This window comes from Roseivirga echinicomitans, assembly GCF_001592935.1.
Taxonomy (GTDB): domain Bacteria; phylum Bacteroidota; class Bacteroidia; order Cytophagales; family Cyclobacteriaceae; genus Roseivirga; species Roseivirga echinicomitans.
Map to the genome: position 1 here is coordinate 61,299 of NZ_LRDB01000012.1, position 14,183 is coordinate 75,481.

Below are 14,183 nucleotides of genomic sequence, written 5' to 3' on the forward strand. Positions count from 1 at the left end.
TCGATCAAAAATAAACGGAATATTGTGAAAAGTAAGCGTTTATTGAGACAAACTAAACCTAACTCTTCCACCAAAGGCAGTTCTAGCATTTAAGAAGCTCGTAGTCACTCTTGGTTCGTTTATATTTTTTTCAAAATAGAAGGCAACTTGAAGCGCATCGCTCACACTGTATTCTAATGTTGGACTTAGTTGGAAGATTTTTATTCCTTCGGTAACAATGCTTGATTCGCCAATTCTTCGCTGAACGGTTTTGTTATCGCGTAAGCTAAAAGTCATGTTAAAGCGCAATTCGTTAGGAAGGGTTTCTTTTCTTCCTCTAATCCTGAAAGGAATTTTTACCCCGGCTTTGGTATAGCCCAAGGTTACACTGATATCATTTGCCGATCGTTCTGTAACTTGAATATTGGACAGGTTAAGCGCAATGTTTCTTTCTTTGGAGTAATTGACGTCTAGGTTCCAACTACTGGTAGTCTTCAGGTTTATTCCTACAAGCGGAGAGAATTTCTCTGTAAGCACCACTTGCTGCGAAGTGAAAATAGGCACCAAATTACCGTCTTCATTGAACTGATCTGCCAAACCATAATCGTTGAGTTGATTCTCCAAAGTAAGGTTGGATGTATACAGGGCTGAGTTGATGTAATTACTCACACTGTACTGACTGCTGTAGGAATGGCTAATACTCACTGTACTGAAGAGTTCTTTTATGGCATCAATTTTTGTTAGACCACGGTAGTTCAAGGCCCAGCCTGGAATGGGAAGCCGAGGGAAGGCTGAGGTCTTGATTTCATCTGGGCTTTGGCCTGAATAGGCCGCTAAAAATGCTGGAATCACAACGTCCTGCGAATTGACATCATAATTTCCTGTATCATTAGATTGATCTAATCTCGATTTTAAAATATTCCTGTAGGTTTCAAAATTGGCAAATAGAGGTGAGTCATCATTGTTATTATCTTTTTCAAAAGATGTTTTGAACATATTGTAAGACACAATATAAGTACCTGTTCGATTTGGATTGATGCTTAAGAACTCACCTGCTACATCATCACGCCTAAATATTTCCTGATAGTTTTCGGAATGTGTTTTTCTTCCTGTTAGCGTCACCCTAAAATCGCCAAAAGGTTCTAATACCGTAGAGTAGTTGAAGCTCATGTTTTTATCTTGGGTGAATGGAGCGGTCAGGAATGTACTCTGAGCATATAGTCCATCTCTAGCAAGTTGTGTACGAATGGCAGCGTCTTGGCTACCTACAATGAAGCCGAGACTTGGACTCGTCATCTCTTTATCTAGCCCAAAAAGGAAAACATCAGGCATATAACCAGGCAAAACCGTTCCTTGGGCTACTGAGTAATCAAATGTGGCACTTCTCACCATCATTACTGCCCTGAGTAAGGCCTTGAGCGCGGGCATCTGATCAATGGTCTTTTTTTGTTTGATTGAGTCGTTTGTTGCTAATCCAGTAGGGCGGGACCTGCTTCGGGTAGGGGAGTTGATTTTCTTTAACAGCCCAATGTTGTTGTATATCTTCTGAAAATCAATCTTACCATTCAACTTGACAACGCGTGTGTTACCTGCGTAATTGCCTAAAGTATCGGCTTGACCAATGGCGCCAGCTTTCCAATTGTAAGTGGAAGCATAACTTAGGGTAGAGTTTAGCCAGTTCGTGACTGGAATTTTCTCAAAGGGTAGGGTATAGCTTGAATTGATGGTGTGCGTGTAATTCTTTATTCTTCCAAAGTTTTTGAAGTTGGTCCAAACGGAGTCCTTTTTTATGTCTGTATTAATATCACCCTCTGGTTCATCAATAATGGCATTTACGTTGGCAAAGTAATCCAATGTTAAAGCTTTAGTCAGGTTCCAGTTTACGGCATAACTTCTATCAAAAGTGAATGATTTTTCAAAATATGGGTCTATTCCGTCCGTGTTGAGGTCGGAGTTTCTTAACTGGGTTTTGAGGAAGCTTCGGTTTACATTTCCATTGACGGTAATAGAGTTTGGTACCACATTGAAATTGACATCTTTAATAACTTGAAGCCATTTGGAACTCAAGAACCCTATGTTTTTAAACGGTTCAATAAACCACTCTTTAGGTTGATAACTGTAAGTGACAGCTCCCCGGTAGTTTTTGTAATCATAAGAAGCGGTGTTGATATTGCTCCTAGTTATTTCATTGTAGGCGTAAGTGAAACTCAAGTTTTCTATATCATAAATGCGCTTTGGTGCATCTGCGTCTACTCTTCTTTTTCGGACATTAGAGAAGTTGAAACTCCTTCGTTTAGATTGATCCACCACCTTGTCATAGTAGGTGTCTCGTTCTTCCTTAGACTCAAAAGAGTTAAGCACATCTTCAAGAGGCAAATCAGGGTCGAGAGGGTCGTATTGTGGTACGGCCCGTGAATTCTCTAAACTGAGATAGGCAGGAAGCTCAATTCCCCAATTTTCTGGAAAGAACTTGCCTAGTTTAAGACTAGTAGAGATATCATACTGCGTAGTGTTTTCTCTACTTCTTTCAGAAATTTTATCTGCGATTCCGCCAAAGCCAATAGATGAATGTCTTACTGATGCTGAGACGTTCCCGAAATCGGCCAACTGAGCATCGAACCTTGCATTAGCTGCGATTCCTGATTTTGAGTCAAAATCTGTTACCCGAAGTTCGTTGGCCCAAATACAGAAACTCTTTGGTTCCAAATCTGGTGAACTTGGGTTTCTGACCCCAATCATTAGGGTTTGAACAGAACTTAAATCTGGTCGGCCAACTACTGTAATGTTATAGCGATCTACCATTTCGGTATAGGGCAAACTTAGGTTGGCATTGCTGGCATTTCGTCTTGACTTCACTTCGTATAGGCTACTGAAGGCTAAGTCGATTTCATTTTCTTCTGGCCAAATATCGAGTGGAGAGAGCATTCCTGAAGGTGTCATCGTCAAAGGCACTTCGATTTCATAGTAGTTTTCAGTAAAGTCAGTGCCTAGTCTTAGGAAGGCGGTAACTTCTCCTGGCGCAAGGTTGTCTTGGCTATCTGCATGAAGGAACATTTTGATTCGTCCGTAGTTCACCATGTCTTGACTGACGTTTTTGAATACGGCTCTCGCATCCTTATCTCTCAAGTCTTCCACGCAAAGCTGTAATGACTGCTCATTACGTCTTCTTTCTACGGCAGAGGTATTATCTCTATCGCGCTCTATACCAGGAGGCAACACATAAGGAGGTCTGCCCTGACTGCCTTGGCTGTTTTCTTCAATTCCAACTACAGAAACCGTGAAGTTAGGGTCTGATGGTTCTGGAATTTCATTCAAACCTTTTTCGAATAGGCTTTCTTGGAATGTTCTCCACTGGCTTCCTACCAATCTGAAATTCACGAACCTAAGGACCACAGGTTCTTCAAAATCCGTAAAATAAGTTCGCATATAGCGAATAGACTTAAATCCATTGATATTTCCTTGGACATAGTCTGGTTTCCTTACAGGGATCCTGAAAAGATACCAATTTACAACATCTCCATTGTCTCCAACAGCATTCGAAACCTTGTCGACAATATTGTTTTTGCCCACTTCCAGTTGGCCAGGTTTTAAGTTTAGCTCATACCCATAATATTCTTCAAGGTCGTTTAGGGTATTGTCTCTATTCAAATCCTCGTTATCGGGTAAATTGGTGGATGATGGGGTGTAAAGTTGGCTTCCGTTGTTTACGGGGCTGTTACCTTCAAGCCCGTTGAAATTTTTATATCGTTCCAGCACTTTGGCATCTCTTACGTCCAATTCGTCTCCCAAGTAATATTGAAAATTATCGGCCGAGGGATCGGCTTCAATTTGCTGTTTGACGTTTCCATTGACATTCAGCGAACTCAGATAATTAGCGAAAAAATCAAGTTCATCTGAAGATTTTAATCCGTCAAGCCCTACGTCTTGGTTGGCCCTAGCGTCCCCTGAGTTATCAAAGGCGGGGTTCAAATAAGGCTGGCGTGTTACTCGGCCCCATTCATTTTCCACCACGTTTTCAATGCTTGGGTCTCCATTGGCTGGAAGTCCTTGCTCAAAAGCGTGTCGCTCATCTTTCATCAAATCCTCAGAAATACTACCGAGGTTCAGAATGAACTTACCACCCGTTGTATTTGCCTTAGGAGCATTTATCCCGTCATCAATAAGTCCTCTTGGGTTACCTGGCGTACCATTCGTTGAATTAATAAAAGGATCCATCATCCAGAATTCGATGTACTCAATGTTGGTTTTATCAAAATCTACTTCATTAGAAATGGCACGGGTAATGGCACCAAAATTCGACTTCGGGTCAGGTAGAAAACCTTCTGAGGTTAAGTTTGGGTTATAGTTGTAAATACCTCTTTCCGATGGGTAGTAGGCCAGATCGAAAGAAGGTTCATTCACAATAATTTGTTGGGCATCTCTTTTAATTACCTCATTCTGACCAACAGAACGTACATAATGGTTCTCTAAATCTATTGCGGTAATGTTCTCTGGTCTCGATCTCCCTGTGTTCCTGTAGATCACATTGTCAATGGTGTACCAAGCCACTTTGGCCCTTTTATAGTTGGCGCCAAGTCGATCGGCCGTTTCATTGCTTTTGTCGAACCTGTTGTCATCTGTTTTAGGAGTGGCTCCGAATTTCCAACTTGTCGGGTTATTTAAACTGAATGGTGTGACAGTGGATTCAAAATCGTCAATATAAGAAGTACCCACTCCGTCCACTTTGTTGGAAGTGCCTGGGATAAGCTGCGCCATTTCACCACTAAAGGTAATGGTAGAAGGGGCTTTGGTGTCAATAAAGGGTAACGCATCCACCATTCGGGTAAGAAAACGAGATTCATCACTATAGTTCACGTCAAGTCCCCAAACAGTGTTGTTTACAGGCTCATTACCAATGCCTACTCTGGTCATTTGCGGACGCTCATTTAGGTTGAGGAAGGTAAATCCAAAGTTGGTTTTTGGATTGAGTACATAGTCCAAGCGTGTACCTACCAATGTGCGCGACTGAAAATTAAACAGGTCGGCTTTTTCATAATTCACTCTAATTTTCTTTCCTGAATTTAAAATGGAAGGATTAATAATATTCACTTTCCCCAATGAGTAATCTACAGTAAAGTCAGTGTTTTCTTGCAATGGCGTGTTCCCAGCGGATACCTGCACACTACCGGGTGCTATTTGGAAAGCATTGAGATTGATTTCGTTTGAGGAGCCCGATTGTAGACTTCCTTTGATGTAAAATTTATTGAGTCGAGAGACCAATTCAGCATCTGCTTTTGTCGTGCGATAAAGGGTGTCATAGACATATTTATCTACCAAAAATTGCTCCCCTGCTGCGAACTTACTCTCTAATGTTCGTCCAAAAGGCTCCAGTACCGGGAATAGCATATAGCCACGATCCGTGTTGATTGTAATGTTTTCGACAAAATCAAAATTGGCATCTGGCTGAGGGTCTCCACTTTGATTGAGTTTGTCCAACCCAAATGTTCTGATGAGTGGAACATCTTTGGTGTTCGCCCCTTCATGAAGACTAGGGTTGTCAATTCCCGTTTTGTCGTCACGGTAAATTACCCTGAGTTGAAAAGCTTCCTTGCTAATATTAGAAGCATTGAGGTTATAGATATTTTTCATCATCAGATCCCATGTGGGTACTCGGGTATTGATTTTACTTGGACGAAGTAGCTTCAGAAAGATGGCTTCGCTTTCTGGTCTGTTTTGGTAGTCTTCCGTCAGTTCTCCAACTTTATACCTTCTCCCTTGGTAATTATATTCGTAAGAAACGGCCAATACTTCATCACTTTGTAATTGCCTGCTCAATGAAATAAAGCCTAGCTGACTGTTAAAGTAGTATTCAGATGGATCAAGTTTTCTTGCACCTGTCACCCTTTCAAAATCCAGCGCTTTCTCAAGTCCTTTTTCATTTTCTAACACAGAACTCAGTTGGTCGGCTTGACGCAAACGAGGGTCGGTTACTAAGTTTTGGTACAAGCCGTTGGCCGCGTTGGTAGTAGGAGAGTTTGGGGTGCCATTTCCAACAAATGCATTATTTTCTCTATAGACCCTGTCACCTTCCCCCAAATCCATGAAAGCAGCAAAATTTCTAAGTGTCTGTGTATTGTTGGTTCGGTTGAGTACATAAACTTCAACCCTTGTTACTTGCAGGCCAGAGATTACCGAAGGAATACTTCGCAGCCAGTTTTCATAATTATCTCTAAAGAACTGACCTAAGAAGAAGTGTCTGTTTTCATCATAGTCTGAAGCCCTGATTTCAAATTCATTTCTTTGAATTCCTCCTTCAATTTCGATAGACTGAGATTGGCCACGCTGTGTGGCTGCCAAAGTTGTGACATATAACCGTCCAAATTGTAATTGGGTTTTAAAGCCAAAAAGGTTTTGAGCGCCACTGATCAGACTGTTGGCTACTGGTAAACTCACATCACCTAGCTCAATGGTTTTGATAATATCAGATTCTAACCCCGCGAACTCTACTTTTAGCTGATTTTCAAAATCGAAGGAGTTACTGTTATCAAAGTTAGCTCCGATTTTTAGCTTGGAACCGATTGTTCCTTGCAAGCTCATTTCAATATTCTGGTCAAATTCGAACCCACCCGTTCGCTGTTGTCTGATGGGGATTGCCGGGTTATCTACTCTTTGGAACTGCCCGCCAAAATCTAACTGCACAAAGCCACTGGTTTGAATATTGATTTCGTCCCCGCCAAACAGCCGATCAAAAAACGGACTTAAGGCAATAGGAGGGATGAGTTGTCCTCGGTTGCTTACTGCGCTTTCTCCATCCTGTGCCTTTGCTTTTTCGGCCAGAAATTCTCTTGTCCCCTGTTCTTCTCTTTCTTGTAGCGCAACATTAAATGGAATGAGTGTAGGAGGACCTAAGAACTGACTGCCAAATTTTTCACTATACATTAAAGATTTACTTGTATCTAATTTGTATTCTCGATTGTAAAAATCGAGGTTGTTAAAAAATAGTGGCGATTTTAATCTCCTCTTAGTGAGTGGATCACCAACTCGGAACCTTAATCCAAAGTTAGGGTATGATATTTTTTGGTATTGAGTGGTGTCTGAGCTAATTCTAGTTGTATCCTGAGTTTGCTGTTCATAGGCATAGGTTTGAGTAGCGCCACCTAAAAAGGGGACCCCAATAACGATCAAGAGTAATATTTTGATGGTTTGGTTGATCAAGTCTTCCTAAAAATCAGGCAGCTTTCAGTGCCAATTTGATCAATTCTTCAAGTGAAATTTGGCCTTCGGAATTTTTCAAAATTTTGTCAATACTTTTTTGTGCAGCCACCTTGTTGATGCCTAGAGTTACTAACGCAGCCAAAGCTTCATTTCTTATAGTATTAATGGAGGAAGAAGTAATATTTCCGCCACTCATATCGGTCGACTCTTTTCCGACTTTATCTTTAAGTTCTAAAATGACCCGTTGAGCCGTTTTTGCACCTACACCCTTCACACTTTGAATAGTGACCACATTCTCAGTGGCAATGGCATTCACGATTTCAGTTGGGCTTAATGATGATAGAAACATGAGGCCTATGGATGGGCCAATACCTGAAATGGAAATCAATTGAGTGAATAGTTTTTTTTCAGCCTCATCGGCAAAGCCGTAAAGCACTTGAATATCTTCTTTTACATGGAAATAAGTAAAGAGTTTGCACTGTTCTTCATCCTTAATGTGGGAGTAGGTATTCAGTGATATTCTAATCTCATAGCCAACTCCTTGAATATCAATGATTACAAAAGTTGGGTCCTTATAGGCAAGCTTACCTTTTATATATGCAAACATAGATTCTGATTGTACTTGAGTATAAAAAAAGGCAAGTTGAACCTGCCTTCGCTTAAATTTAAGAATATTCAAGTAAAATCAATGTCGACAATCCTAAAATAGCCGATTTAAGCTGGATTATCTATCGCTCTGAATGTGGTCAATATCGATTCCATTTGGCGAATCAGTTCACGGTGCTCTTCGTTTGGATGGATGATAAAACCCTCGATGTAATACAGTCTGTTCGTCTTCTCGTCCACAAAAGTGTAACTGATAAAAGTACCTCCAACAGAATAATTATTTGTTTTCCATGCACCACGCATCTCAACAGTGTATTTTCCATCGAAAGTAATGTCTCTGAAAACCGGTCTCATGAATTCCGTTTCGGTAATCATGAAGGATTCTTTGTTATCAGGATCTCCATAGATGTACTTCTTTCCAACTTCGTTTCGGAGTTTTATGACGTTTTCATGGGTGAATTCATCCTGAGATTTGTAGTCTTTAAAATAGACGAAAATATTTTTACTTGGCCCTCTGGAAGGTAAATAACGCGACCACATAAAGTCATCAGCGGTTGTGGCTAATTCAAAACCAACAGGGATTTTAATGTAATAATTAAATTTGTTTTTAATTTGATCAGAAATGGCCCTTGAATCAATTGAAGCACGAATGTCAGTGGCCAATCTTTCTCTTTCGGCCATATTGAAATAATTCCTGATAATTTCTCCTTTTTCTTTCAAATGATTGATCAAGTCCTGATCAGTCTTACCGAAAAGGTTAAGTACTTTTTGTCCCTTGGCATACTGGTTGTCGGATGTATTCATGAACAATTCTGGTTCATTCGCAATACGCTCTTTGAAACTATCGGGAAGAATGCCTTTGAGGTATTTGTCCGCAGGGGTGGTGCCATCTAAGGTGGTTATATACACCACATTTCTAGAGAGCTGAAAAATTCTATTGTACTGAAAGGGCTCAATTACACGCGTAGTGAATGACGGCTCATTTCTGTTTAAACCTGGTACAGGGGCATGAAAAACTTCTTGTAAGGCTTCTCCGAGTGGGCCTTCCCACTTCTCTTTGTTCATCACAATCACCAATTCCCCAGCTTGCCCTGTAGCATCAGGTAAAAGGTTGGGGTTCATTTTCTTTGATTCCTTGTCTTCTTGATCTGATTTGCTACCGCAACTCGATATAGAAAGGAGAATCAGTGCTAGAAATAAGAGCTTTTTCATAAACTATTAGTTTAGTTGTTTGTGTCAAGAAAGGTAATATGAAATGGATTTGCAAACAATATCTACTAAATATTTAGTTGTTAATTCACTTAGCCTATTTTCAGCTTCATTCCAGGTTTTAGGCTGCTAGTGTTTAGATCATTTAACTCTTTAATCCGCTCAATTGTTAAGCCTTCATACATTCTTGATATATCCCACAATGTATCTCCTGGCTCAACCGTATACTCCTTCGAGCTAGGGATGGGCTGATTCAATACTCTTTTTGAAGAGATTACTGTGTTGTCTGAAAGAAAATCTGGACCTGTGTAGATGTCCAGTCTTTGGCCCACTTTGATCATTGACCCCCTAATATTGTTCCACGCCCTGAGGTCTTCAATCCGAACTTGGTGTTTTCTGGCAATCGTACCCAATACATCACCACTCGATACTCTGTAGCTCACTTTTTCTTTACCAAAAGTACTACCTGGCATATTTGAAGCCATTTTTTCGAATTCCTTTCGCCCTTCTTCAGCCTTTACTAAGATGTTTTCACGATTGGTTTCGTATAAAGCCATTCCATCTCTAGGGATTTTTAGTTTAAAGCCTTTCGCATTGGCGGGAAGGGCTCCTTTCTTGATGGCTGGATTTAGTTTTTCTAAGGTATTCAAATCCATTCCGCTTTCTTCTGCGAAGGCCTTCAAATATACGAATTGGGTTACTTCAACTTCTTCAAAGTCAATAGGGTATAGCATGTCGTCAACAAATAAATTATGTTCATCTGCATATTCCATGGCATATAGGATGGCTGCAAACTGTGGTACATACGATCTTGTTTCTCTTGGTAAGTATTTATAAACTTCCCAAAAATCGTCTTTGTTAGATCGCCTCATGGCCCTTTGCACATTACCGATACCACTGTTGTATGCCGCTAAGGTCATTTTCCAATCTCCTAAAATGCCATATAACCATTTGATATACTGACAGGCGGCCTCGGTTGATTTTTCTGGGTCCATTCGCTCATCAATGTACCAGTCAATCTGTAATCCTTGCTGTTTTGCTGTAGGGGACATAAACTGCCATAAGCCAACAGCCTTAGGGCCAGAAGTAGCTACAGGGTTTAGGCCTGATTCAATGATTGGCAGGTACTTTAGCTCTTCTGGGAGGTCGTATTTTTTAAGGTACTTTTCGAAAATGGGGAAGTAGATTTCTCTGCGTCTAAGCATTTCACGCGTGTACTCTCTGTTTCTCACCGTAAAGTAATTAATAAAGGCCTTGACCTGATCATTGAAAGAAATGTCGATTTCAAGGTCTAGGTTGTCATAACGGCTTTGTAATTCTTCATAAGAAAAATCAGGAGCGTAGTCATAGCTAGGCTTAAATTCTTTGGGTATGGTATCGTTGGTTGCATGGCTCTTTTGCACAAAGGCAAATGAGGTGATCAGCAGTAATAATGCCCAGTATATTCGCTTCATTGTATAGCGTCTGTTCAAATGTTTTGTATCAAGTTTTTCGAAAATGCAAAAAGTTTAGCTTCTTGAAAAGCCGCGGATATAATTTGTAGCCCAATGGGCATTCCATCTTCATCTTTTCCAATAGGAATAGATATCGCTGGAAGCCCAGAAATGGAGGCTTGTACAGTAAATAAATCGGCCATATAGACTTCAATCGGACTTTTAGTGTGTTCTCCCAATTTGAACGCAGTAGTCGGTGTTGTTGGTATGATAATAAAATCATATTCCGAAAGAATTTTTTCGGTGGCCTCTTTTATTAGTTTTCTTGCCTTTTGTGCTTTCGTAAAATAAGCATCATAATAATCAGCACTTAATACAAAAGTACCTAGCATAATTCTTCTTCTTGCCTCTGCTCCAAAGCCTTCCGTTCTAGAGTTTTTATAGAGCGATTCTAGGTTAGAAACGGCTGAACTCCTATGCCCATAACGAACGCCATCATAACGGCTCAAGTTTGAACTGACTTCTGCTGTAGTAAGAATATAGTAGGTCGGCAAAATATAATCGAGTAAAGAGAAGCTCACGGGCTCCACCATATGTCCCGCTTCTTTGAGACTAGCAATTTGGCCTTCGAAAGCAGCTTTAATTTCTGGCTGAAGTGCTTCCGTTTCAAGTGCTTCTGGTAAATAGGCAATTTTGAATGTGCTTTTGTTTCCTAAGTCTTGGCTATAGGCTGGTACTTCTCTGGAAGAAGAAGTTGAGTCTTTTTCGTCTTTTCCAGCAATAACCTCCAATACTCTAGCATTGTCTTCAATACTTTTCGAGAAGATGCCGATGCTGTCGAATGAAGAGGCATAAGCCAATAATCCCCAACGCGAAACTCTTGAATAGGAAGGCTTGAGCCCTACAATACCACAAAATGCTGCGGGTTGCCTTACAGATCCTCCTGTATCAGTGCCAAGGGAAATATGGCACATGTCGGCTTGAACAGCAACAGCAGAACCTCCTGAAGAGCCTCCAGCCACTTTGTTTTGATCAAGAGCGTTTTTAGTGGGGCCATAAAATGAATTCTCATTGGATGATCCCATTCCAAATTCGTCACAGTTTTGACGGCCTATTAAAATGGCGTCTTCCTGCAGGAGTTTTTCAACGGCTGTGGCTGAAAATTGAGATTCAAAATTTTGGAGAATTTTACTTGCGCCACTGATTTTGTGGTCTTGGTAGCAGATTAAATCTTTAATGCCAAAAATTAAGCCGGCAAGTTTGCCGGCTTTCTTTTCTTTAATCCTTAGATCTATAATATCTGCCTTTTGCAAGGCTTGTGTACCGTAAACTTCTATAAAAGCATTTAGATCCGAATGAACCTTAATGTTACTTAAATAGTGTTCTACAAGCGCTTTGCAAGAAGTTATTCCAAGTCTAATGTCTTTTTGAATCTCATCAAGGGTATGATAAGATTTCAATTTTTAATTAGCTTGTTTGTCGATTTCTTTACCTGCATCGTCTACCTCTTTCTTAATTTCTTTGGTAGCATCTTTAAATTCTCTGATGCCTTTTCCCATTCCTCTTGCGAGATCTGGAATTTTCTTAGCACCGAAAAGAAGTAAGATAACAAATACGATGAAAATCATTTCTGGAGTTCCTGGCATACCTAGTGCGAAAATTGTTTGCATGATTACCTACTTTAAAATTTAGACTTCAAAGATAGCTAAAAACTATCTAGGAAGTAAAGGGATTCGTGTTTGTTGTGTAAACGGAATTTAATTGCTAGGGTTAAAATCTGTCAACTCTATTTTTTGATACGCGAGCAAGTTCTATTTAAAAGGACATTATGGGCGCTTTATTTTGTTCGTTTTTGAAGCCAAATTTCTGGGTTTACAGTGCCTTTTTTATCATGCACCCTGAATTTGACCTGAGAAATATTGTCTTTATCAGTAAGTACTTGTCCTAGCGTTTGTCCAATCTGAACCTGTTCTCCTTTTTTAACAACGACAGTTTTTAACTTCGAGTATACAGTGAAATATTCTCCGTGCTGAATCAGTACACTGTTTCCTAAGCCGGGGATAGACAATACTTGGCTTACCTTACCTGGGAATACAGCTTTTACTGATGCATTTTCAGAAGTTTGAATATCTACTCCGAGATTGTTGATGGTAATGGTTTTAATGGTAGGGTGGCGATGTTCACCAAATTTAGAAGAAACAAAACCTTCATCTACAGGCCAAGGTAGTTTCCCTTTTTCTTTGGTAAAGGCCTCAGTTAGTTTGGTCATATCGACCGAACCCAGCAAAGCAGCCTTTCTTTCTTCCTCTATAATGGCCTCGATACGTTCTGAAAGTTGTTTTTCAGCCTTTTTTTGTTCTTCTAGTTCCTTCTTAATCCTTTGCTCGTCTTGAGTAAGCTTGGTAATTAAATCTTTTTGATCTCCTCTGAGCTCCTCTAGTTTATTGCTTTCTGTTAGCTCATCGTTAAGCAGAGATTGCTTGCTTTTTCTTTGGTCTTCAATTTCCGCGATTTGCAAACCGATACTGCTTTGAACAATCAGAATTTGTTCAGCTTGTTTCTTACGAGCTTCAGAATACTGTTTTATGTATTTCATTCTCATAAACAGCTGATTGAAGGTGGAAGAGGCAAAAAGGAAAGTCATCTCATTAAATCCTTTGCTGGTTTTTTGAGTGGTGTAGATCATTTCCGCATACTCTTTTTTAAGCTGAGAGAGGTCATTTTCCATCGCTTGGATAATCGACAGATTTTCAGAAATTTCGCTATCCAGTAAACTCACTTCGCCTTTGATGGCTCCAATTAAGGAGGAGCGGGTTTGGATCTGCTCATTAAGTGCTCTTAAGCGTCCTATACTGCTGTTTTTCTTGGTGGAAGTTTGAGAAAGAATACGCTCGGTTTCCTGTATTTTCTTTAAAATTTCACTCTTCTGGGTTTCTAATGTCTTTCTCTGGTCTTGAGCTGTGCTGTCAAAACCTGTAAATAGAAAAAATATAGAAAGGGTTAAAAATACCCTATTTACGCTCATAGCTCTCTGGTATACTAAAGGGAAAGGTAAGTGGTTCGTTTTCAATTCTGGCCCTGTTGTGCTCAATATCTATCGTAATTTCGCCTTTTTTATTGTCTTTAAAGTATTGTAATACCATATCTGCCTTAAAGGCAAACACAAATTGCTCTAACATATTGAAGTCAGTGTATTTCAATTCAAGAGTATTTTTACTCTTTACTGTACTGGCTGTTAGTTTTTCTAGCTTTTTGGTTTTGTTACCAATTTGGTTCATTAGAGTAAGTTCTCCAATTCTTTGAACAATGGTGAACTGATTGGCTTGGGCAACAATATCGTCTTCTGCACTTTGGGCAATTGGCATGTCTCCAATGAGTACCGATTGAAAAAGGTCGTAATTTAATTCGAAATTAAATTTTTCGCTTAATCCTTGAAAGCTGAAAGCATAATAGCTTTTGTTTACCCTGTCGATCATAATGAGCGAATCTTGGGTAATTATTCCTCTGGCACCTTCAATTCCCAAGCCTGGTGTTAGCCTGAACCATATCAAACTGTCTTTTTTTACACGAATATCTGCAGTGGCTTTGGTCTTCGATTCCCCATCCTTAAACTTAAACTTAGTTTTGGTAGAAAAGTATTCAAAAGGGATTTCAGCTACTTGAAATTCTTCTTTAACGCGTGTATTTGTGCCTAAGAAAGTGCTTTTACATGACTCCAAAAAGAAAGCCGAAAACACAATGAGAAAGAGCAATAAGGCTCTG

8 protein-coding genes are annotated in these 14,183 nt (G+C 39.9%); all 8 read right to left on the reverse strand.

Annotation, left to right across the window (positions count from 1 at the left end; genetic code table 11):
* Positions 1-39: 39 nt before the first annotated feature.
* Positions 40-7,143: a T9SS outer membrane translocon Sov/SprA gene (gene sov, locus AWN68_RS09205; RefSeq protein ID WP_157716148.1), complete on the reverse strand. Its 7,104-nt coding sequence runs from the start codon at positions 7,141-7,143 to the stop codon at positions 40-42.
* Between the two features lie 43 nt (positions 7,144-7,186).
* Positions 7,187-7,780, reverse strand: coding sequence for a Holliday junction branch migration protein RuvA (gene ruvA, locus AWN68_RS09210; RefSeq protein ID WP_068415209.1), 594 nt, complete (start codon positions 7,778-7,780; stop codon positions 7,187-7,189).
* 107 nt (positions 7,781-7,887) lie between these two features.
* Positions 7,888-8,991 (reverse strand): DUF4837 family protein, encoded by a 1,104-nt coding sequence (locus tag AWN68_RS09215; RefSeq protein ID WP_068414403.1) that lies wholly within the window; start codon positions 8,989-8,991, stop codon positions 7,888-7,890.
* An 89-nt stretch (positions 8,992-9,080) separates the two neighbouring features.
* Positions 9,081-10,442, reverse strand: a complete 1,362-nt coding sequence (locus AWN68_RS09220) for a lytic transglycosylase domain-containing protein (protein WP_068414411.1) — start codon at positions 10,440-10,442, stop codon at positions 9,081-9,083.
* 14 nt (positions 10,443-10,456) lie between these two features.
* Positions 10,457-11,881, reverse strand: coding sequence for an Asp-tRNA(Asn)/Glu-tRNA(Gln) amidotransferase subunit GatA (gatA, locus tag AWN68_RS09225; protein WP_068414414.1), 1,425 nt, complete (start codon positions 11,879-11,881; stop codon positions 10,457-10,459).
* A gap of 3 nt (positions 11,882-11,884) precedes the next feature.
* A complete protein-coding gene (locus AWN68_RS09230) occupies positions 11,885-12,091 on the reverse strand; it encodes a Sec-independent protein translocase subunit TatA/TatB (RefSeq protein ID WP_068414417.1) in 207 nt (68 codons plus the stop codon).
* A gap of 167 nt (positions 12,092-12,258) precedes the next feature.
* On the reverse strand, positions 12,259-13,446 hold the full coding sequence (locus AWN68_RS09235; RefSeq protein WP_068414420.1) for a murein hydrolase activator EnvC family protein: 1,188 nt from the start codon (positions 13,444-13,446) through the stop codon (positions 12,259-12,261).
* Positions 13,433-14,173: a DUF4292 domain-containing protein gene (locus AWN68_RS09240; protein WP_157716149.1), complete on the reverse strand. Its 741-nt coding sequence runs from the start codon at positions 14,171-14,173 to the stop codon at positions 13,433-13,435. Before AWN68_RS09240 ends, AWN68_RS09235 begins: the two co-directional genes overlap by 14 nt.
* Between the last annotated feature and the right edge of the window lie 10 nt (positions 14,174-14,183).

Bases quoted from the DNA above. Each gene is read 5' to 3' on its own strand.
- ruvA (WP_068415209.1), bottom strand. From the start codon at position 7,780: ATGTTTGCATATATAAAAGGTAAGCTTGCCTATAAGGACCCAACTTTT.
- AWN68_RS09215 (WP_068414403.1), bottom strand. From the start codon at position 8,991: ATGAAAAAGCTCTTATTTCTAGCACTGATTCTCCTTTCTATATCGAGT.
- AWN68_RS09220 (WP_068414411.1), bottom strand. From the start codon at position 10,442: ATGAAGCGAATATACTGGGCATTATTACTGCTGATCACCTCATTTGCC.
- AWN68_RS09230 (WP_068414417.1), bottom strand. From the start codon at position 12,091: ATGCAAACAATTTTCGCACTAGGTATGCCAGGAACTCCAGAAATGATT.
- AWN68_RS09235 (WP_068414420.1), bottom strand. From the start codon at position 13,446: ATGAGCGTAAATAGGGTATTTTTAACCCTTTCTATATTTTTTCTATTT.